Genomic DNA, 19,730 nt, shown 5'->3' with positions numbered 1-19,730 from the left:
ATATTTCATGCTACATAGCGTAGGGCTTTTTTGATATACACACCATACTATTGAAATATGATAGAAAGAGGAACAACCACTCTAACTGGAAATTACATATTAGGTGGACCTTTTAGGTTGGCAAGGGTTATGAAAAAATGAAGCAAGGGGGTTAGGAAGTGTTTAGTGATTTTAAGCTTATGGATGAACGTCCGGTTTATGTGCAATTGAAGGATTATGTTCAAGATATGATTGTCAAAGGGCATCTGTTAGAACATCAAAAGCTTCCATCTACCCGTGAACTTAGTAAGCTATTATCAATCAGTAGAAATACGGTCTTGAACGCATATGCCGAATTAGAGCTAGATGGCATCATCTATGCAAAGAAGGGAATAGGGCATTTTGTAGGGAAGGTCACGCCATTGAAAACAGCGTCTATTGAAATGGACTGGAAGCAAAGGCTGAATGCAACCACTTTATTAGCAGATGAAATTGATTTATTACGACAAGATATACAGTGGCAAAAAGGAATGATCTCCTTCACTAGTATTGCCCCGGAAGAAAAGCTTTTTGATGTTGAAAATTTCAAAAGGGCGTTTCTTACAAGAATGTCGATTGAAGGAGATGTTGTCTTAAACTATGGCTATGCAAAGGGCTATAAGCCTTTAATTGACTATCTTCTCAGTTATATGGAATTGAAGGGTGTAGACATTTCTAATAAAGATATTGTCATTACAAATGGTTTTACAGAGGGGCTAGATATTTTATTGTCCTCTTTAGCTAAAAAATCAGGGCGTGTGCTATGTGAAAATCCTACACACCACGCAGCATTAAAGCTTTTCCGTTTGCATGGGTTAGAGATACATGGCATTGATATGAAAGATGATGGCATTGATATGGATCAGGTGGAAAAAGCCTTAGCAGCAAAAGAATTTGATTTTGCCTATCTCATTCCGTCTTATCATAATCCTACTGGAATTGTTACTTCCTCAGAAAAACGGAATGCTATTTTTCAGCTTTTTGCAAAATATCAAATTCCCGTCGTAGAGGATGGCTTTAATGAGGAATTAAGGTATTTAAGCGCTCATTTGGCGCCGCTGATCGCTTTTAGTGGTAAAGGTAATAACATTGTCTATATTGGCAGCTTTTCTAAAATACTTTTCCCAGGCTTACGTGTTGGCTGGATTTTAGCAGATAAGGCGTTAATCGACTGCTTAGAAAGCATGAAAAGAGCTCGAACGATTCATACGTCAACACTCGATCAGGCGGTATTATATCAATATTTGCAGGATGGCTATTTTGAAAAATATTTAAAGAAGGCAAGGTCTGTCTATAAAAAAAAATATGAGCTTGCTCGTCAAGCCTGTATGCAATTCATTCCGTTTAGTAGAATCACAGGAGATGGTGGGCTCCATCTTTTTATAGAGCTAGAAGAGGGAATTGATGCACGTCTGCTACTGGAGAAGTGCTATGACAAGGGCGTAGTGTTTTACCCAGGAGATGTATTTTTCACAAATGGGAAAGGCAGTAATACATTTCGTTTAGGTTTTTCTCGTTTAGCAGATGACGATATTGTTCGTGGTATTCAAATCATAGGTGATACATTGAAAAATGATATGAGGGGTTGAGAAAATGAAGGTTGGCGTAATTATGGGAGGTACTTCCTCTGAAAAGGAGGTTTCCATTATGACAGGTAAAGAAATGGTCGCTCAATTAGATAAGCAAAAATATGAGGTTGTTGCCATTACATTAGATGACAACAAAGAGGTAATTGACAGGCTAGGTGGCATTGATGTCGCTTTGTTAGCACTGCATGGAAAGTTTGGGGAGGATGGTACGATTCAAGGGGTACTAGAAACATTGGGTATTCCTTATACAGGAAGTGGTCTTCTAGCAAGTAGCTTGTGCATGGATAAAAATATGGCTAAAAAAATACTTCGTTATGAGGGTGTCGCAACACCAGATTGGATACATCTCATCAAAGGAGAGGAGCTGCCCTTACAGGATATAGAACTTATTGGTTATCCGCTTGTAGTGAAACCAAATGCTGGTGGCTCTAGTGTAGGTGTTCAAATTGTCCATAATCAGAGTGCCCTATTGACTGCTGTAGCAGAGGTATTTAGGTGGGATAACGAAATCATTATTGAGCAGTACTTGATTGGTGACGAAATAACATGCCCAATCCTCAATGAGAAGCTTTTGCCAGTCCTTTCAATCAAACATACGGCAGTATTTTTTGACTACCAGGCGAAATATGATGATGCTTCTACAATAGAGGAGCCTGTGGAACTCCCACTTGCGATTCATGATCGTGTGGCAAAAGCTGCGATGCTAAGCTACAAGACTTTAAGATGCAGTGTTTATGCTAGAGTAGATATGTTAATTAAGGATGGCGTCCCTTATGTGTTAGAGGTTAATACATTGCCTGGGATGACGCAAAATAGCCTTCTACCAAAAAGTGCACTGGCTGCTGGCATCAGTTATCCAGCACTATTGGACAGTATTATTGAAAGCTCCTTACAGATCGATAGAAATAGGTAAATAGAAAAAACACCTTTTTGTTGTAACTTACAAAAGGTGTTTTGACTGTCTTAAGATTTTGCTAGTTCAATAAAGCCTTCTCCAAAAACGTCCCTTACATCATGAATGGCAATAAAGGCATCTTTATCGACTTCTTTGACAATTTTTTTGAGCTTCACAACTTCTTGTTTACTAATGACGATATACAGAATTTCTTTTTGTTCCTTTGTATAATAGCCATGACCTGAAAGAACTGTAACTCCACGGTTCATATAAGCAGTCACCTGTCCAGCAATGTCTTCTGGTTTCTTTGAGATAATGGTAACAGCTTTTTTAGGGTTAACGCCCTCAATCACAAATTCCATCACCTTTGTACCAACATAGAGCATAATAATCGTTAGCATTAAAGCCTCTGCACCGATGATAAAATAAGATGAAAAAGCAACAATTAAATCAAAGAATAAAAGTCCATAGCTAATACTCCAACCAAGATATTTGTTGGTAATTCTAGCTAAAATCGTAGAACCTGCTGTTGTACCACCAACTCTAATAATTAAGCCGATACCAACCCCGGCAAATACGCCACCAAAAATCGTATTTACGATAATCTCATCTGAGGAAATAGACCAAGATTCTGTTAAATGTAAGAATAAAGAATGGAAAGAGACCGCAATGATAGTATAGATTGTTGTTTGTCTATTTAGGAATTTATAGCCAACCATTAGTAAAGCTGCATTCATGATAAAGCTGACAATACTCGGAGACCATCCGAAAAGATAATAGGCAATAATCGTTAAGCCTGTTACGCCGCCTTCACCCAAATCATTCGGAATGACAAATAAGTTAACTGCAAGGGCAAAGAGCAGTGATCCAAGCATAATCATTAAAATATCCATTACGTATTTTTTCATTCACATAACACCACCATATCAATTTAGATTTTTTCTTAAATCCATACTATATCAGGTTTTCACCAAATGATATACTTTTTGTAATGTTCATTTATGATATATCGACCTTTTTTTGTATGTCTTTAGTCTGGGAGACCTTGACTAATTGGGAAAAATATTTATAATAATCATAACACTTTTAAGGAGGATTAAAAAAATGGGCTATTCAATGAGACTACGTTTTACCGTTTTGAACCAATAACTGAATAGGGTCAATAACTCTGTTTGTGAAACCAGAGTATACGGGATAGTCTGTCCTTTTTTAATCATCTTTCATAACACAACAAAGGGAGCTCACGCCTTTATTTAGTGAGACAACTTTCCTAATATATCTCAGTTACTTAGATCACAGGCACATTGTCTGTGTTTTTTATTTACCCAATAAGGGGGAAGATATAATGCATATGCTATTATTCTTTTGATACGGGCTTTAACTAAAAGCTCGTATCGATACCATAGCTATCGATACGAAATGATTTATTTTCGGGAGGTAGCAATATGGAGAAAATTTGCTTTGAATTAGAGCATGTAATCGTAAATTATTTAGATAAAGAAATTTTAAACATTGAAAAATTAGCTATTCACCAATTCGATCGGATCGGCATCGTTGGGAAAAATGGTGCTGGAAAAAGTACATTAATGAAGTTACTTGCTAGCAAAATTCAGCCGACGAGTGGGATGTTAAAGAGTCATGTTCATTTTGGATATTTTGAACAAATGGAAGCACCAATGTTCGTAGAGGTAGAGGCACAGTTATTAGGAAAATTAGCTGTTCCTCCATATTCTGAAGGACTAAGTGGTGGGGAGCAAACGAGATTGAAGTTAGCACAATTACTTTCTTCTTATGAGGAAGCACTGCTCATTGATGAACCAACAACACATTTAGATCAAGAGGGTATTTCGTTTTTACTGGATGAATTGCGTTATTATTATGGAGCGCTTGTACTAATTAGCCATGATCGTGCTGTACTAGATGAATTGGTCACAACGATCTGGGAGGTTGATGGGGGCAGAATAAATATTTATTCTGGAAATTATAGTAATTATGCTCAGCAAAAGCAGGTAGAGCGAGATCAACAAAGTCAGGCGCATGACTTATACTTGAAGGAAAGAAGTCGTCTTGAACAAGCTGTTGATAAAAAAATGAGAAAAGCTGAAAAAATTACCCAAGCAGGGAGCATGTCAAAAAGAGAAGCTCATGCAAAACCGAATCGTATGTTTATGACAAAGTCCAAAGGTACGAGTCAAAAAAGCGTACAACGTGCAGCCAAAGCGATAGAACATCGAATAGAGAAGCTTCAGAAAGTAGATGCGGTACAGGTAGAGAGAAAAATAGTTTTTCGACAATCGAAAGCTTTGGAACTACACAATAAATTTCCGATTATGGCAGAGCAATTCACTTTACACGTACCAGGGAAACTACTATTGAATAAAGTGAACTTCCAAATACCATTAGGTAAAAAGATTGCGCTTGCAGGTAGTAACGGTTGTGGAAAAAGTACATTACTACAACATATTGCAAACTATGGGGATGGGTTAACCATTTCCCCTAAGGCCAAAATAGGCTATTTTCATCAGATGAGCTACCAATTTAAAAGTGAGGAAACGGTCCTCCAATTTTTAAAAAATCGCTCTGATTACGATGAGGGTTTTCTACGAAGTGTTCTAAATTCCATGCAGTTTGTAGGAAATGATATACAAAAAAGTGTGAAGTTATTAAGCGGTGGTGAAGCGATACGACTCCAGCTTTGTTATCTGTTTTTGGGGAACTTTAATATACTGTTACTGGATGAGCCAACCAACTTCTTAGATATTCAAGCATTAGAGGCGCTAGAGCAATTTATAATGGCTTATGAGGGAACAATCATCTTCGTGACACATGATAAGAATTTTATCGCAAATGTAGCAGATTTACAGTTTACTATAGAAAGTAATAAAATATTTTAAATGGGAAGGTGCGATTCTATCAGTAGGAGAATCGCACCTTTTTTTATTGAATTTATATTCATAAGAAGAGTATATAAAACGTCAATACACTATAAAAAGGAATGATGATCGATATTCAAAACAAATGTGTCAGCGAAATTTTGAACATTATAGGAATGTAAAAGAAATCATCGATTATTATAAAATCTAACCTTCCTCTAACCTAGCAATCAATATACTTGGTCTGTAACCATTGTTACAAATCATTTTCTTGGAGGGATATTTATGAAATTAAGAGCATTAGGGGTAGGAACACTAGCATTAGGTTTATTAACAGGTGGTTTTTCATTTTCTGCATTAGCTTCTTCAAATGATGAGAATGAAAAAGGGGCACAATCAATCAAGGCTGATGTGAAGATACTTAAGCCTGGAGAGAAAAAGGAGGTTCCTAAAGGCTTGTTAATGAAAAAAACAAAAGTAGATGAAAAAGAATCAGTAAAAGTGAGCGTAAAAACCTTTGAACCTGGTGAAATGCCAGCTATTCCTGAGGGTGCTGTGATGATGACAACTACAATAGTTGATGGCGGGGAAAAGGAAAAGTAATGAAAGGAAGCTTGTTTTGATCTTTCAAAACAAGCTTCTTACTATGTAAAGGTAAAAGAGACAAGTGTTAGTTGACTTAAATTATTTTAAAAGCTCATTCAAGTAGGCTATTCTAGTACAAAGGGGTAGGACTTGTTTGTTAGCAAAATTTATGAAACTAACGGGTCGTTAAAAAAGTCTGATTTTTAAAGGTGGATAGAACGAATGAAACTTTTATTGGTCGAAGATGAGGCTGTCTTATCCAGGATCATCTCTAAAGGGTTAAAGAAATCTGGCTATGCCGTTGATACAGCTTTTGATGGTAAGGAAGCATTAGAATTATTCGAAATCAATGAATATGACCTTATTATATTGGACTTAAACCTACCCAAAATGGATGGCATAGAGGTGTTAGAGCAGATTCGAGTTCAGAGCGAGGATGTGAAAATACTTATCCTTTCAGCACGTTCAGCTATTCATGATAAAATATTGGGTCTTGATTGTGGAGCCAATGATTATTTAATAAAGCCCTTTGATTTTCAAGAGTTGGATGCGCGTATACGCAACTTATTAAGGCGGTCTTTTAGTCAAAAAAGCGCCATTATATCTTTTGAAAATATAACACTTGATAGCTCAAAGAAAATAGTTTTAGTGGATGGTGAGATGATACATGTTACCAAAAAGGAATATGCTATTCTAGAATATCTCATGCTACATCAAAATAAAGTCATTAGCTCAGAGGAGTTGATAGAGCATGTATGGGACAGTGAAACGGATTTATTTTCAAATTCACTCAAGTTCCATATCCATTCATTACGAAAAAAAATGGCAGATGTTTTGGGGGAAATAGAAGTGATTCAGACAATCCGAGGACAAGGTTATATCATTGCAGAAAATGATAGAGGTTCATATGAATAACTTAACATTAAGAATGAGGCTGACCCTTTTAACTGGCTGTATTTTTGTAGTGGTTACAATTTTGTTAACGTTCCTATCCATTTATAGTGCCGAGGAAAAAATTGTTCAACCTATTACGACAACGATACTCAATCAAGAAAATAGGCTTCACAAAGAAATCATAGATGAGGCGACAGTAGAAACCAAGATGAATCATGATATCGTTGCTCAAATAAAGATTACGGATGTAAGAGAAGCGAAAAAGAAATTTATCAATCAGAGTGTCATATGGATGTTAATTATTATTGTAGCAGGGATAGCTACCATTTATGTAGTGGCTGGTCGAGCTTTAAAGCCAGTTCATGATCTTAGTCAAAAAATCGGAAATATAAGCGAACATAATTTAGCTCAACGTATCGAACATATTTCTACAAAAGATGAAATAGGGGATCTTACAGCTTCATTTAATCACATGCTAGATCGACTAGAAAAATCGTTTCTGTACCAAAAGAGCTTTGCCGCAAATGCAGCACATGAATTGAAAACACCACTAACAACCATGAAGGCAGGTATCCAGGTTTTAAAACTGGAAAAATCACCAACAGTAGAAGATTATAAGGAAAATTTAGAGGTGACAGAGCAAGGCACACAAAGGCTCATCCAGGTTGTGAACGATCTGTTAACATTAGCTTATGAGCAAACGGAACATTTTTCTGATGATATTGAGCTCAAAGCAATGTTAGACACGATTACACAAGAATTACAGCCTTTATGTATAGAAAAAAATATCGCTATTTCTGTAGATATTGACGTGAAAACGATAACGGGAAATCAAACATTACTCTATAGAGTTTTTTCTAATATGATTGAAAATGCGATTAAGTACAACCACAAGAATGGAATGGTTGAAGTTCGTGGACAGGTTAAGAATGGAGCTACTCATATTACAATTACAGATTCAGGAATTGGGATACCAAATGATCAGCTACACTATATTTTTGAGCCGTTTTACCGTGTCGATCACTCCCGAGCCCGTGAGTTGGGTGGCTCTGGGTTAGGTTTATCTATTGTCAGAACCATCGTTGAAAAGCATCATGGGAAAGTAAACGTCCAAAGTACATTAAATGTCGGTACAACATTTGAGATCATTTTACCAATATAAAAGTGTGATTTTACCATTAGGGGAATCACACTTTTTTAGTTAATTTTTATTATTAGAGAGGTAAAAGGGAAAATTTGGCGAAGAATGTGTAGATAAATATTACAAAAAGGATGATGATCGATGATGAATACGGATGTGACGACGAAATTAAAAATCAGGCAGCCAGTCCATAAAGTTTTTGAAGCCATTATTTCTCCTACTGAAATTGGGCATTATTGGTTCTCTGATAGCTCTGAAAGATGGGGAGCGGGTAAAAGGATTACGCTTAGATATGATGAGTATCATGCTGAGGGTGTAATCACTGTGCTGGAAATGGAGGCTAATGAAAAAATTATGTTTGTATGGGGTGAAGAGCATGGTGAAGTGACGATGGTTACCATCACTCTTGAAGAATTACAAGGCGAAACCATTATTACTGTAGTAGAGTCAGGGTTTAATGCCCATGACCCAGAGATTATGGCAAAAATGATGGGGCAAAAAGAGGGTTGGGTTTATATGTTAACATGCCTCAAAGGATATTTAGAAAATGGCATTAGCAGTTTAAGAGCTTCGTTAATTCATTAGTGTATGTAGCTTACAATGCAATGACCTTAAACTTTATTAAATGCTGCTACCACTATAGGAGAGATGAGTCTTGGGAGTGGAGTTGCAGGAAAACTAGTGGGAGCATCTTATTCAAAAACCTATAGATACTTCTGAACAGAATTGGTAGGTGATTTTTTGGATAAGAAAATGTTTTCAAGTTGTATAATTGTTATCGCTGTTATTTCGTTATTTAGTCCAACAATTATTTCTACTTTAATGCGACAACAAAGTACAATACTTAATACTCATTATTACATTCAATACATTGCTAATTTGGTGAGTTTCCATCTAAGTTTATTCTTTTTGGCTTCATTAGCATTAGTCTTATTTCTCAAGAAGGGTCGATGACTAAATTGAAACATTTAAAACCACCTAAATGAAGATTAGAGATGGTTTTTTGTGTCTTACTATCAAATTGAAAAAGGTGCTATCCGTCGATAACACGTTCTATATACCTAAAGCAAGTTAAAGGAGATATTCATAGTTATGATGCCTACCGGAGACTTTAGTAGAGGAAATTGTTAATGCTGCAAGAAAATCATTTCTGAATTTATTTAAAAATGGTGAGCGGGACTATTACTGTACGCTATATACAACTGGCGAAGGGCATGCTCCGAACGTTTCAGCTTGGTCGTGGGAAGCATTGGGGCGGGAAGCTACTAAATAGGCAAGAAATAGCAACAACTCTCAATCTGAAAAGGCTGCTCTTATCAAATGGTCTTATGCAGATTCTCCTTATTGTTGCTTCGGTGAAGAGTATTTTACAAATGTATGTCAGTACTTGAATGACCGACCTAATATCAATGTCCTTGGGGGTGAAAAATGGCAGCAAGAATTGACATTCCGGCTAACAGCAATGGAATTAGCCATGAAAAAGCTTGATGAGGAGGGACTATTTGCCTTGAATCAAACAAGAGACGCTATTTGTATACTCGTGGAAGTGATGCCCCCAGATGAAGTAAACATAGAAATAGCGTTGCAATTAAACCAGTCGTCTACAGCATTGCAGCAATGGTTGGTGGAAGCAGACGAGTGATGGAGGGATGAAAGTGAAAAAATTATATTGGATGATGGGTGGCATTTTAATTTGTGCAGGGTTAGTAATAGGTATTGTCTTTTGGAAGTTTCAAAAAGAGATTAAGAAGGACGACCCAGAATATATTGTTCAATTTATAAAGGAACATAGAGCTGATAAAAATGTTTCCGTAGCCATTCAACGCAATCAACAATATTGGGTGGAATTAAACACTAAGGAACAGCTGCCATTAGCAAGTACAGTTAAAATCATCGTCGCTATAGCCTATGCACAGCAAGCAGCAGAGGGTCGCATTAATCCTCAGCAACAGGTCGATCTAAAGGAGTTAGAGGTATTTTATATTCCTAAAACGGATGGAGGTGCACATGAAGCATGGTTAGCGCAGTTAAACCTTCAGGGTGTGGATCATGTACCTTTAAGTGAAGTCGCAAGTGGTATGATTGCTTATAGTTCCAATGCGAATACGGAATATTTAATGCATGTATTAGGTTTTCAAGCGATTAATGATGTGCTTACACAGCTACATGTAGAGGATCATGAACCATTATATCCAATCGTCAGTGCACTCCATATCCCGGTTCAAGTCTTGAAAGAAAAAAATTTAACGAAAAAAGAAACATTAGCGGCTTTGCAAGAAATGGATATGGCTGAATATCGTGAGCGTGCATCGTCTATTCACGCCAGTTGGATAGAGCAACCTTTGACTTACGAGGAGAAAGCAGAGGCACAAAAACTGCTCAATATGGATTTTCAAAAGATATGGTCTGACCGTTTAATAAGGGCCACTACAAACGATTACATCTCTATTTTAGAAAAATTGAATAATAAAAATTTCTTCAGTGCAGAGGTACATAAATACTTAGATCCCGTAATGGAACAGTTGATGCAGAATCCTAAAAATCAAGAATGGCTAACACATGCAGGTCAAAAGGGTGGATCGACTGCATTTGTCTTAACACTAGCAGCCTATGCGGAAGATAAAGAAGGGAATCAAACGGAAATTGCCCTTTTTGCTAACGACTTAAATACAATGGAACAAATTAAACTATCTAATAGTATGAATAGTTTTCAATTGAAATTTCTGACAGATGATAAGTTTCGCAAGCGTCTTAAAAGGGAGTTTTCTGAGTTGTGAGTTGCCTCTATAGATATGGCAACTCACACTATTAGCTCCGTTCATCCATTAATTTTTCGAGAAACTTTGAGAAAGTAGAAGCATATTCATAAATCATGTCATTCAATAAGTCAAAGCACATAACTGAAAACTCACCATGTTCATCTTTTGATGATGTATTAAAAAAATATAGTTCGTCTGCGTCTGGAACAAATAAATCTAACCTATTCGGATATTGTTTACACCAATCCTTGTCAGCCAAGTTAAGACGATGTATATAAAGAATATCTGTATGATCGATGTCTCTGTATGCTGGTTGACCGATTGTGAGAATAGATCCACCATTCAGTTGCCCATTGCCATAATTTTTTAACCACCAGCAATAGGATGGTGGTAAGCTGAACCCTAATTCAACTTCAGCTTCTACAATCCAATCATCTTCAACATCATGTCCAGGAAACCATTTAATCGCCGTAGTACTTGCTAGCATTTCTGCTAATCTAGCGTACATGGCAGCTACCTCCAATCTGTTTATAAATAGCACTCCATTAATAATTCAACGTGCAAACGGAGTACCTTCTTTCATTCAACTGCATAATATAGCGTTATCATGTATGAGAGGATTGAGTTACATGTACCACCCTTATTACGGTAATTATCTACTGTATAATTACGGTTATCAACCTGTTTATTGGGCCTATCCAAATCAGGAAGAACGAGTGCCAAGAAGTAATGTCCAGAATGATTTTGGATCAGGACCATTCGTTGTCAACATTGAAGAGACTACAAAGCACAACAAAAATTATCGAACAGTACTATGGACAGGGCCACACTTACAAGTAACTGTGATGAGCCTTAACGTTGGGGAAGATATTGGCTTAGAAGTACACCCTCACGTCGATCAATTTATTTGTATTGAGGAAGGGCATGGCGTTACACAGATGGGACCAAGTAAAGATTATTTAAACTTCCAAAGACACGTGTCTGAAGATATGGCCATTATGGTGCCAGCAGGGACATGGCATAATGTTACGAATATAGGCAATAAACCGCTAAAGCTTTACACAATTTATGCACCACCAAACCATCCATTTGGAACTGTTCATACGACAAAGGCTGATGCCATGGCTGAAGAAGAAGGCTATGGGCAGCGTGAATAAGAAATCATAAAGCGTGTTTTTCTGCAAAACATGCTTTTTTCTTGATATATGGTAGAATGTGTTTTAATTACAGATAGTAATAGTCCTGAATGGAGGTGATTAATGATGAAATATTCAAAAGCAACAAATTATGCGTTACATACGATGGTGTTTTTAACGCTCAATCCTAAAGGGAAATCAATGAGCGTAGAGTCTCTAGCAGAAATGCAGAAATTATCACCAACCTATCTTTCGAAAATATTAACAAAGCTTGTGAAGGCAGGTTTAATTGAGTCGAATCCAGGTGTCAACGGTGGTTACCGTATTTCTAAGCGTCCACAAGAAATTTCTTTCTTAGATGTGATTTATGCGATTGAAGGACAAACCTCATTATTTAGTTGTGCTTCAGACCATGAAGATGTCTTTCATCATCAAGGCTGTCTCATTGAACAAGTGATGGTGGATGCTGAGAATAATATGAAAGAGGAGCTTAGTAAGCAATTTATTATAGATATAGCTAATAAAATCGATTTAGATGGATAGCATGCATAAAGCGGTGGATACAGCACTAAATGTGATGGATAGAACGTTCAAATTGGTGGATAGGAACTAGGGAAGACCCCTAGTTCCGTTATTTTAATTGCATAAGAGCACCAAAATATTGCTGTGCTGTCGCGAAGCAAATAAATGCTAGTAGCTCGCTAATCTCGGCTGCTGTTAAATAATCCTTTAATACAGCTGTGACATTGGCCGCAGTGTGACCTTTTGAAGCTAAGAATGCTTCTGCAAAACCTGTACATACGGCTGTTTTCTCATCATAGTATTGTGGATCTGGTTTGCCTTTTGCCTTACAATACTGACAGCCATTTTTTTGAGCTAATGTTTTTCGAACCTCTTCTTTTAATGAAGCGGATAGATGCCCGTCTTTTTCGAGTACCTCCCCCAACTGTTGCCAGTGCAGCTGAATTCCCTCGTTATAGCCTAATAGTTGTTGAAATGGCGTTAAGCCCTTGTCGTGTAAATGAATAAGTGTCATCAAACATCCCTCCTTTCATTAGTGTAAAATATGAATAACGAAGTTAATATGCGAATTCGAAGGAAATTATAATCGTTTCCTTTTAAAAAGAAGGGGTATTGCCATAATGGATTTCATTAATGAAAGGATACTGAAAGAATTAAAGGAGGATAGTCGTATTTCTATGAGTGAATTAGGGAGACGAGTACATTTATCGGCACCAGCTGTTCGTGAAAGAGTACGGCAATTAGAGGAACAGGAAGTCATAAAAAAATATACTTTGGCTATTAATAAAAAGGCATTAGGCTATCCAGTTGAGGCTATCATTGAGGCGACAATAAAAAACAACCGCTATGCAGATTTTAAAGATCTTATTAAGACGTATACAACGATAGATTTTTGTTATCGAATATCAGGTGAGGCATGTTTTTTATTAAAAGGGCATTTTCAAACTTTTTCTGATGTTGAGCAGTTTATTGATGTATTACAGCCATATGCACATACAAAAACCAATTTTATTTTTTCTGATATATGTGAGGACATTTAAGAAAGGAGCTATTAATGGAATTCAAATTATTTGAAGAAGAAATTGATGATTTAGTACAGTTACTCACTCAAAATAAATGGTTGTATCACACGAATCCACTGGTAAAAGAAGAGTCCATTCGAGCTGCATATGTGGAGGGTTACTATAAGAACGATCGTGAAACACATTGGCTACTTGAGGAAGGGGAAAAAGTCGGGATTCTTTTTATTCATGTGGAAGTAAGGATATGGTGTTAAAGCACTTCATTGATCTATTTGGCGAAAAAGGTAAGATTCGTATTGAGGGCTATACTAGAGCCGATAATATGGGGATGCGAAAATGCTTTAGTAAGGCTGGCTTTGTGAACGAGGGCTATTTAAGAAATGCTTGGGAAAATGAGGACGGTACCGTGACAGATAGTATTGTCTATAGTGCTATTAAAGATGATTGGATTACAGGGAACTCAACACCAATAAAAATGGATGAAGTCCCATTTTAAAGTGTTTGAGAGGAGTTATAGCATGAAAAAAGACATTTTAAACGCTTTAAGAAAATTATGGTCAAGCCAATCAAGTTCTAAATGGAGCTTGGATAACCTTGCAAAAGGGCAATGTGGCGTTACTTCATTAGTGGTGCAGGATATTCTTGGCGGAGAAATTAGAAAGACATTTCTCAAGGAGGGCTGGCACTTTTATAATGTCATTAATGGCGTAAGAATGGATTTTACGGAGGAGCAATTTTCATACATAATCGACTATCAGGATATTGATTCAAATAGGACAGAGGCTTTTCATGATACCAATGATGGGCAATATAGCTATTTAAAATCACAGGTTTATAAGCTTTTAGGGAAGGTAGAGAGTTAATTTTCTCTGCCTTTTTAAATTTAAAAACAAAGTTGTTGACGTTGATAAAAATATCGTGTTATTATTATCTCGAATTCAAGATAAACAATTTCGAGATAAATGAATTCGAACCTTTAGCTTTCGTCAGGAGGTACAATTATGGGTTTTTTGAATAAATTATTTAGTTCAAAAAAAGAGGAGGAACAAACAATGGCAGAATTAAATATCGGTATTATTATTGGATCGACACGTGAGGGACGTGTAAGCCCTCAAGTAGCACAATGGGTAAAGGAAATTGCAGATCTACGTGGTGACGCAAACTATACAGTGATCGATATTGCTGATTATAAATTGCCATTATTAGGCGAACCAGGGCAAGATGCTTCGGGTGCACAGGCTTGGTCAGAAATTATTGCTAAACAAGATGGATTTGTGTTTATCGTACAAGAATATAATCACTCTATTACAGGGGCCTTAAAAAATGCACTAGACTATTTACGTGTTGAGTGGAATAACAAGGCAGCAGGAATCGTGTCATATGGTTCTGTAGGTGGAGCTCGTGCAGCAGAACATCTACGTGGCATTATGGGAGAGCTATTAATTGCAGATGTACGTGTTCACCCAGCATTATCCTTATTCACAGATTTTGAAAATGGAACAGACTTTAAACCAAAGGAAGTACAATCAGATTCAGTGAACCAAATGTTAGATCAATTAATCCCATGGTCTAAAGCTTTATATACAATTCGCTAAGCTTATCCAGTTTGAGGTAGGACGTAGTTGGGCACAGTAAAGGTGAGAAAAATAGTCGAAAGGGCTTGTTAACATGAAAAAACATACAGCAGGTATTCACCATATCACAGCCATCGTAGGGCATCCACAAGAGAATATTGATTTTTACGCAGGTGTGTTGGGCTTACGTTTAGTGAAGCAAACTGTAAACTTTGATGATCCTGGCACATATCATTTATATTTTGGCGATAAAGGTGGAAAACCAGGCACAATCATTACCTTCTTCCCTTGGGCAGATGCTTATCAAGGACGTATTGGTGATGGCCAAGTTGGCGTTACAACGTATGTTGTACCAGAAGGGGCACTTCCATTTTGGATTAATCGCTTAGCAAAATTCTCGATTCCCTTCCAAAAAGCTGAACGCTTTGGTGAGCAAGTCATTCAATTGGACGACCCACATGGTTTGCATATTGAACTAGTTGCACGTGCGGAAGGCGAGCTCAATGAATGGACATTTGGTGAGGTAACACCCGAGGTTGCTATTAAAGGTTTTGGTGGAGCTACACTATACTCAAGTCATCCTGAAGAAACGGCAAAAGTTTTAACAGAAGTGATGGGCCTTGAACAGGTAGCGACAGAGGGTGACTATACTCGTTATAAATCAAGTGCAGCTATTGGTAATACTGTAGATTTAAAAACAGTAGCAGGTGTACGTGGTCAAATGGGTGTAGGAACGGTTCACCATATTGCGTGGAGAGCTCAAGATAATACGGATCATTTAGAATGGCAAGAGTATGTGATGAACCATGGACAGCATGTAACGGAAGTCAAAGATCGTAATTATTTCAATGCGATTTATTTCCGTGAGCCTGGCGAAATTCTATTTGAAATCGCTACAGATCCTCCTGGATTTGCTCATGACGAAACACCTGAGACAATGGGTAGCCAATTAATGTTGCCACTTCAGTACGAACAGCATCGTGAACAATTAGAAAGAACATTAATCCCGATTAAAGTGCGTAAATTGGATTAAGAAGAGGAGTCGCTTAATTTCCAATAATCCAAGAAAATGACAGGCTGTTAGCAGAATTGCACAGTCAAACTACGCTAAAATTGCGATAGAGCACAAAGCTAAAATATAATAAAAATGAGAAAAGAGCGAATTTGCAAAAATCCTCTCTTTTCTCATTTTTTATTATAAAATTCCTTCTATTTTCATTAAATCTTCATTTGTTAACAGGACATCCGTTGCTTCCACATTGATAGCTACTTGGCTTTTATGCTTTCCTCCTGGGATAACGGCATCAACACCGTCTTGGGCTAATAACCAAGCAAGAGCCAGATTTGGTAATGTTGTTTGTTTTTCTGCTGCTACTTCCTTTAACGCCTCTACTTTAACTAATGTTTGTTCAAACAGTTCACCGTGGAATAAAGGGTTTGAAACTCGCCAGTCCCCTGCGCCTAGTTTAAAATCTTTTGTATACTTGCCACCAAGTAGACCATATGAGAGTGGTCCATAAGGAATAAATGAAATATCATTTTTTATACAATATGGCAGTAAATCTTGTTCGGCTGAACGGTTTAACATATTATAAGGAGATTGTAAGACTGAAATATCATTATGCATATTTGCTTCGATTAATTGATCTAATGTTACGTTAGAAATTCCTATTGCTCCGATTTTACCTTCTTCTTTTAAGCGCGATAATTCTCCAATCGATTCAACAAGAGGTGTTTCGTTATCAGGGAAGTGCAAATAGTATAGATCTACATAATCCAATTGGAGGCGATTTAAGCTATTTTCAAAAGCTTGTCGTAGATATTTTGGATGATTATCTACTGTTACTGTACCATCTTCAAACCAACGTTTAGCTGCCTTTGTTGCCAAAACGAAATCTTCCCTACGATAGTTTTTCAAAACATCCCCAACGATTTCCTCTGAACGCCCTTTACCATAAATGTCTGCTGTATCAATAAAAGTTATTCCAAGATCTAGGGCTGTTGTCACTAGCTCCTTTCCATCTTGTTCATTTAAGCTTTCAAATAAATTATGACCACCAACAGCATTTGTTCCAAGACCAATTTCTGAAATACGGATATTAGTTTTCTTTAATGTATGGAATTTCATCTTCTTACCTCCTCGTTTTTCTATAACAAGAATAGGATAAAAACCTATTTTTACAAACATCTATACTAATAGTTTCATATATAGAAACAAAAGCATTTTTATTGCAAAGGAGCATAGCTTATTAATCTTCTAAGATACAAAACTATGTTAAAAGATAATCAATTTCCGCTGTTAATTTTTTACTTGCCTCGACTAATTTTTTTACAAAAGAACGAATGGCCGCTTTCTTTATTTGCTCCGTCGAACCGTGTAGGGCAATGGCACCTATTACTTCTTTATTGACATAGATAGGTACTGCAATACAACATTTACCTAGATTGGTTTCTTCATTATCAACAGCGTATCCTTGTGCTTTAATAACCTGTAAGTGAGGAATTAATAAACCATAATCATAGAAGGTTTTTGATGTAAGTGGATGAAGTCTTATACTATTTAACATGTCATGTTGCGTTTCTATGGGTAGGTGAGCTAAGACTACTTTTCCAAGTGCACTTGAATGCATGGGTGTTCGAGTATCGATTGCTTGAAAAAAAGGTTGTTCAAATGGCTCCCTGATGACATTTTTTATCACCATTTCACAATCTTCTAAAATACCAATATAAGTAGTTATTTCTTCTTGTCGGGCTAATTGATAAGGTGCTACAAGGGAAGTCCATTCAATATCTTGATGCCAATATAGATGTTCATCTCTAAAAATATGAGGATTTAATTGATAGTATTTATTATATTTATTAACATAATTCATTTTTTCCAAAGTATAAAGCATGCGAAAAACCGATGTCTTATTCAGTGATAACTCTTCCATAATTTCAGTCAATGTAAGAGCATGCTTTTGTCGTAATACATCCAATATCAAAAGGCCCTTTTTTAATGTCGATACTTCATAGGAATCCATTTCTGTCCTCTCCTAACTTCTAAAATAATTTAACCTGTACCTGTGAAATATTCATAGTTCTTTATTGATATTATAAAGACAATTTTTTATAACTGCTCAATTTTTATTTTAATAATATACAACCTTAAATTTGTAAAATGGTGGACAATTATAAAAAATGTCAGTGTTTTTTTGTATTGATTGTTGATTCTCCTCTTACTGGAGGTAATACACTTTGATTTGAATCAGCAAGATCAAAAAAACAAGGAGGTTTTTATTATGAGGTCTATTGAATTGTTTTATGTCATCTTTAATATTGTTTTACTAGGTTGGTTAGTTTTTGGTAGAAACAAGTCACAGCGAGGAATACTGATAGCTGGTGGTATGTCTATGCTATTTCTACTTGTCCATGGAATCATTGAAGGGATGCGGTGGCAAATGATACCGACTTATTTGATGACATTATTTTTTCTCGTTGTTGTTGTGATAAGGCACTTTTTTAACCCAAAAGTTCAAAAAGAACAACAATCAAGTATGCGCCGATTACGTGTTGTTCTGAATTCAACATTAGCTGTACTTTATTCTGCCATAGCAGTTAGTCTGCCTATCGTTCTTCCGGTATTTACCTTTGAAAAGCCAGCGGGTCCGTACCAAATTGGAACAGTCACCTACGATTGGGAAGATACTAAGAGGGAAGAGACTCTCACACCAGAGCTTGGCGACAAACGCGAATTAATGGTACAGATCTGGTATCCTGCTGATACGAATGCTAAAGGTAATACGGCTCCTTATATTTCCGATTCTGCTGTTTTTGCAGAGGGGTATAGTAAAATTCTAAATTTACCGAAGTTTTTATTCACAAATTTTGGTTATGTCAAGACACATGCTATTGAGAACGCTGAGATTTCTAATCAGGAAACAACCTATCCAGTACTCCTTTTCTCTCATGGCTTTAGTGGGCATAAAAATCAGAACACTTTTCAAATTGAGCAACTAGTCAGTCAAGGCTACATTGTGGTAGGTATAGATCATACTTATAGTAGCACTACTTCCGTTTTTTCTGATGGTCGTATAGCAAATTACGTCCCACAAAAAACGGAATCAATCGCATATTTAGATAAAGCAAATGAGGGTTGGGTTGAAGATGCTAAATTTGTGCTGGATCAAGTAGAGCAGTTGGCTCAAAACGATCCTGAAAACCGCTTTACAGGTCGAATGGATATGGAGAATATAGGTATGTTTGGCCATTCCTTTGGTGGGGCAACGAGCACCCAAATGCTAATGACAGATTCAAGAATAAAAGCAGCTCTTAATATGGACGGCGTTCTATATGGAAAACTCCGAGTTCCTGCAGATGGGCTGAAGAAGCCATTTATGATGATGAGTGCTGATGACTCAATCAGAGAAGCGAAGGAAACGGATGGTAAGGAGTTCATTGAGTTTGTAAACGAAACTCTACCACGGTATGAGTATGTAACTGTGGGTGGGAACTATTGGATGAAGATTAAAAATATGAAGCATATGGGCTTCTCTGATTTATATCTGTTTTCACCACTTTATGAACGGATGGAAGGGGTCGACATCCAAAAGGCTTACCGTTTGATTAACGACTATTCATTGGATTTCTTTAATCATTATTTAAAGCATCAGCCATTTAAACTATTAGAGCAAAATATTGGGGATTATCCAGAGTTTACGTTGCAGAAAGGTTGACTGCTAA

22 protein-coding genes and 1 pseudogene are annotated in these 19,730 nt (G+C 36.7%); 18 read left to right on the top strand and 5 right to left on the bottom strand.

Annotation, left to right across the window (positions count from 1 at the left end; genetic code table 11):
- Nucleotides 1-158 precede the first annotated feature (158 nt).
- Both MHI22_RS14905 and MHI22_RS14900 read left to right on the top strand, forming a co-directional pair.
- Nucleotides 159-1,607: an aminotransferase-like domain-containing protein gene (locus MHI22_RS14905; protein ID WP_036128802.1), complete on the top strand. Its 1,449-nt coding sequence runs from the start codon at nt 159-161 to the stop codon at nt 1,605-1,607.
- Between the two features lie 4 nt (nt 1,608-1,611).
- Nucleotides 1,612-2,520 (top strand): D-alanine--D-alanine ligase, encoded by a 909-nt coding sequence (locus MHI22_RS14900; RefSeq protein ID WP_036128800.1) that lies wholly within the window; start codon nt 1,612-1,614, stop codon nt 2,518-2,520.
- Nucleotides 2,521-2,570: 50 nt separating this feature from the next.
- Here the strand turns inward: MHI22_RS14900 and MHI22_RS14895 are convergent, their stop codons facing one another.
- Nucleotides 2,571-3,410 (bottom strand): YitT family protein, encoded by an 840-nt coding sequence (locus tag MHI22_RS14895; RefSeq protein WP_036128798.1) that lies wholly within the window; start codon nt 3,408-3,410, stop codon nt 2,571-2,573.
- Between the two features lie 537 nt (nt 3,411-3,947).
- On the opposite strand from MHI22_RS14895, the gene MHI22_RS14890 reads away from it, so the two are divergent.
- The 7 genes and pseudogenes from MHI22_RS14890 (at nt 3,948) to MHI22_RS14855 (ending at nt 10,772) form a co-directional block, all read left to right on the top strand.
- On the top strand, nt 3,948-5,396 hold the full coding sequence (locus tag MHI22_RS14890) for an Msr family ABC-F type ribosomal protection protein (RefSeq protein ID WP_036128796.1): 1,449 nt from the start codon (nt 3,948-3,950) through the stop codon (nt 5,394-5,396).
- A 264-nt stretch (nt 5,397-5,660) separates the two neighbouring features.
- Complete coding sequence (locus tag MHI22_RS14885) at nt 5,661-5,978, top strand: hypothetical protein (protein WP_058845237.1); 318 nt, start codon at nt 5,661-5,663, stop codon at nt 5,976-5,978.
- A 204-nt stretch (nt 5,979-6,182) separates the two neighbouring features.
- Nucleotides 6,183-6,875 carry a response regulator transcription factor gene (locus MHI22_RS14880; RefSeq protein ID WP_036128792.1) on the top strand — a complete coding sequence of 231 codons (693 nt, stop codon included), beginning with the start codon at nt 6,183-6,185 and terminating at the stop codon, nt 6,873-6,875.
- On the top strand, nt 6,868-8,016 hold the full coding sequence (locus tag MHI22_RS14875; RefSeq protein ID WP_058845238.1) for a sensor histidine kinase: 1,149 nt from the start codon (nt 6,868-6,870) through the stop codon (nt 8,014-8,016). Before MHI22_RS14880 ends, MHI22_RS14875 begins: the two co-directional genes overlap by 8 nt.
- A 120-nt stretch (nt 8,017-8,136) precedes the next feature.
- Nucleotides 8,137-8,580, top strand: coding sequence for an SRPBCC family protein (locus tag MHI22_RS14870; RefSeq protein WP_080717176.1), 444 nt, complete (start codon nt 8,137-8,139; stop codon nt 8,578-8,580).
- 538 nt (nt 8,581-9,118) lie between these two features.
- Nucleotides 9,119-9,637 (top strand): annotated as a pseudogene (locus tag MHI22_RS14860) (DUF4303 domain-containing protein).
- 13 nt (nt 9,638-9,650) lie between these two features.
- Nucleotides 9,651-10,772 (top strand): serine hydrolase, encoded by a 1,122-nt coding sequence (locus tag MHI22_RS14855; RefSeq protein WP_036128786.1) that lies wholly within the window; start codon nt 9,651-9,653, stop codon nt 10,770-10,772.
- 31 nt (nt 10,773-10,803) lie between these two features.
- Here MHI22_RS14855 and MHI22_RS14850 read toward each other — a convergent pair whose 3' ends face one another.
- On the bottom strand, nt 10,804-11,262 hold the full coding sequence (locus MHI22_RS14850) for an SMI1/KNR4 family protein (protein ID WP_036128784.1): 459 nt from the start codon (nt 11,260-11,262) through the stop codon (nt 10,804-10,806).
- A gap of 121 nt (nt 11,263-11,383) precedes the next feature.
- On the opposite strand from MHI22_RS14850, the gene MHI22_RS14845 reads away from it, so the two are divergent.
- Together MHI22_RS14845 and MHI22_RS14840 are read left to right on the top strand one after the other, a co-directional pair.
- Nucleotides 11,384-11,911 (top strand): cupin domain-containing protein, encoded by a 528-nt coding sequence (locus MHI22_RS14845; protein ID WP_036128783.1) that lies wholly within the window; start codon nt 11,384-11,386, stop codon nt 11,909-11,911.
- A gap of 102 nt (nt 11,912-12,013) precedes the next feature.
- Nucleotides 12,014-12,433, top strand: a complete 420-nt coding sequence (locus MHI22_RS14840; RefSeq protein WP_036128781.1) for an Rrf2 family transcriptional regulator — start codon at nt 12,014-12,016, stop codon at nt 12,431-12,433.
- 88 nt (nt 12,434-12,521) lie between these two features.
- Here MHI22_RS14840 and MHI22_RS14835 read toward each other — a convergent pair whose 3' ends face one another.
- The gene (locus MHI22_RS14835; protein WP_036128779.1) at nt 12,522-12,926 is read right to left on the bottom strand and encodes a carboxymuconolactone decarboxylase family protein; all 405 of its coding nucleotides are present in this window, start codon (nt 12,924-12,926) and stop codon (nt 12,522-12,524) included.
- A gap of 106 nt (nt 12,927-13,032) precedes the next feature.
- On the opposite strand from MHI22_RS14835, the gene MHI22_RS14830 reads away from it, so the two are divergent.
- From MHI22_RS14830 to MHI22_RS14805, 6 genes are all read left to right on the top strand, one after another.
- Nucleotides 13,033-13,452 carry an Lrp/AsnC family transcriptional regulator gene (locus MHI22_RS14830; RefSeq protein ID WP_036128778.1) on the top strand — a complete coding sequence of 140 codons (420 nt, stop codon included), beginning with the start codon at nt 13,033-13,035 and terminating at the stop codon, nt 13,450-13,452.
- 14 nt (nt 13,453-13,466) lie between these two features.
- Nucleotides 13,467-13,688 (top strand): hypothetical protein, encoded by a 222-nt coding sequence (locus MHI22_RS14825; protein ID WP_230593986.1) that lies wholly within the window; start codon nt 13,467-13,469, stop codon nt 13,686-13,688.
- Nucleotides 13,679-13,930, top strand: a complete 252-nt coding sequence (locus tag MHI22_RS14820) for a GNAT family N-acetyltransferase (protein ID WP_230593984.1) — start codon at nt 13,679-13,681, stop codon at nt 13,928-13,930. The genes MHI22_RS14825 and MHI22_RS14820 overlap by 10 nt, the downstream gene beginning before the upstream one ends.
- A gap of 22 nt (nt 13,931-13,952) precedes the next feature.
- Complete coding sequence (locus MHI22_RS14815; RefSeq protein WP_058845239.1) at nt 13,953-14,297, top strand: YunG family protein; 345 nt, start codon at nt 13,953-13,955, stop codon at nt 14,295-14,297.
- A gap of 138 nt (nt 14,298-14,435) precedes the next feature.
- Nucleotides 14,436-15,029 (top strand): NADPH-dependent FMN reductase, encoded by a 594-nt coding sequence (locus tag MHI22_RS14810; RefSeq protein WP_036128773.1) that lies wholly within the window; start codon nt 14,436-14,438, stop codon nt 15,027-15,029.
- Between the two features lie 73 nt (nt 15,030-15,102).
- Complete coding sequence (locus tag MHI22_RS14805) at nt 15,103-16,041, top strand: ring-cleaving dioxygenase (RefSeq protein WP_089933692.1); 939 nt, start codon at nt 15,103-15,105, stop codon at nt 16,039-16,041.
- Nucleotides 16,042-16,203: 162 nt separating this feature from the next.
- Here MHI22_RS14805 and MHI22_RS14800 read toward each other — a convergent pair whose 3' ends face one another.
- A complete protein-coding gene (locus MHI22_RS14800; RefSeq protein WP_036128769.1) occupies nt 16,204-17,136 on the bottom strand; it encodes an aldo/keto reductase in 933 nt (310 codons plus the stop codon).
- A 142-nt stretch (nt 17,137-17,278) separates the two neighbouring features.
- On the bottom strand, nt 17,279-18,031 hold the full coding sequence (locus MHI22_RS14795; RefSeq protein WP_058845241.1) for an IclR family transcriptional regulator: 753 nt from the start codon (nt 18,029-18,031) through the stop codon (nt 17,279-17,281).
- Nucleotides 18,032-18,289: 258 nt separating this feature from the next.
- On the opposite strand from MHI22_RS14795, the gene MHI22_RS14790 reads away from it, so the two are divergent.
- Entirely contained in the window at nt 18,290-19,723 is a 1,434-nt protein-coding gene (locus MHI22_RS14790; RefSeq protein WP_058845242.1) for an alpha/beta hydrolase family protein, read from the top strand.
- Nucleotides 19,724-19,730: the final 7 nt, after the last annotated feature.

Origin of the sequence: Lysinibacillus sp. FSL L8-0312, assembly GCF_038003285.1 — a bacterium.
In the GTDB taxonomy this organism is placed as follows: domain Bacteria; phylum Bacillota; class Bacilli; order Bacillales_A; family Planococcaceae; genus Lysinibacillus; species Lysinibacillus fusiformis_D.
This window is presented reverse-complemented; position numbering and strand designations above follow the sequence as displayed.

What these genes read in the sequence shown, in the direction of transcription:
- MHI22_RS14900 (WP_036128800.1), top strand. Translation starts at nt 1,612, where the DNA reads ATGAAGGTTGGCGTAATTATGGGAGGTACTTCCTCTGAAAAGGAGGTT.
- MHI22_RS14895 (WP_036128798.1), bottom strand. Translation starts at nt 3,410, where the DNA reads ATGAAAAAATACGTAATGGATATTTTAATGATTATGCTTGGATCACTG.
- MHI22_RS14890 (WP_036128796.1), top strand. Translation starts at nt 3,948, where the DNA reads ATGGAGAAAATTTGCTTTGAATTAGAGCATGTAATCGTAAATTATTTA.
- MHI22_RS14885 (WP_058845237.1), top strand. Translation starts at nt 5,661, where the DNA reads ATGAAATTAAGAGCATTAGGGGTAGGAACACTAGCATTAGGTTTATTA.
- MHI22_RS14880 (WP_036128792.1), top strand. Translation starts at nt 6,183, where the DNA reads ATGAAACTTTTATTGGTCGAAGATGAGGCTGTCTTATCCAGGATCATC.
- MHI22_RS14875 (WP_058845238.1), top strand. Translation starts at nt 6,868, where the DNA reads ATGAATAACTTAACATTAAGAATGAGGCTGACCCTTTTAACTGGCTGT.
- MHI22_RS14870 (WP_080717176.1), top strand. Translation starts at nt 8,137, where the DNA reads ATGATGAATACGGATGTGACGACGAAATTAAAAATCAGGCAGCCAGTC.
- MHI22_RS14850 (WP_036128784.1), bottom strand. Translation starts at nt 11,262, where the DNA reads ATGTACGCTAGATTAGCAGAAATGCTAGCAAGTACTACGGCGATTAAA.
- MHI22_RS14845 (WP_036128783.1), top strand. Translation starts at nt 11,384, where the DNA reads ATGTACCACCCTTATTACGGTAATTATCTACTGTATAATTACGGTTAT.
- MHI22_RS14840 (WP_036128781.1), top strand. Translation starts at nt 12,014, where the DNA reads ATGATGAAATATTCAAAAGCAACAAATTATGCGTTACATACGATGGTG.
- MHI22_RS14835 (WP_036128779.1), bottom strand. Translation starts at nt 12,926, where the DNA reads ATGACACTTATTCATTTACACGACAAGGGCTTAACGCCATTTCAACAA.
- MHI22_RS14830 (WP_036128778.1), top strand. Translation starts at nt 13,033, where the DNA reads ATGGATTTCATTAATGAAAGGATACTGAAAGAATTAAAGGAGGATAGT.
- MHI22_RS14825 (WP_230593986.1), top strand. Translation starts at nt 13,467, where the DNA reads ATGGAATTCAAATTATTTGAAGAAGAAATTGATGATTTAGTACAGTTA.
- MHI22_RS14820 (WP_230593984.1), top strand. Translation starts at nt 13,679, where the DNA reads ATGGTGTTAAAGCACTTCATTGATCTATTTGGCGAAAAAGGTAAGATT.
- MHI22_RS14815 (WP_058845239.1), top strand. Translation starts at nt 13,953, where the DNA reads ATGAAAAAAGACATTTTAAACGCTTTAAGAAAATTATGGTCAAGCCAA.
- MHI22_RS14810 (WP_036128773.1), top strand. Translation starts at nt 14,436, where the DNA reads ATGGGTTTTTTGAATAAATTATTTAGTTCAAAAAAAGAGGAGGAACAA.
- MHI22_RS14805 (WP_089933692.1), top strand. Translation starts at nt 15,103, where the DNA reads ATGAAAAAACATACAGCAGGTATTCACCATATCACAGCCATCGTAGGG.
- MHI22_RS14800 (WP_036128769.1), bottom strand. Translation starts at nt 17,136, where the DNA reads ATGAAATTCCATACATTAAAGAAAACTAATATCCGTATTTCAGAAATT.
- MHI22_RS14795 (WP_058845241.1), bottom strand. Translation starts at nt 18,031, where the DNA reads ATGGATTCCTATGAAGTATCGACATTAAAAAAGGGCCTTTTGATATTG.
- MHI22_RS14790 (WP_058845242.1), top strand. Translation starts at nt 18,290, where the DNA reads ATGAGGTCTATTGAATTGTTTTATGTCATCTTTAATATTGTTTTACTA.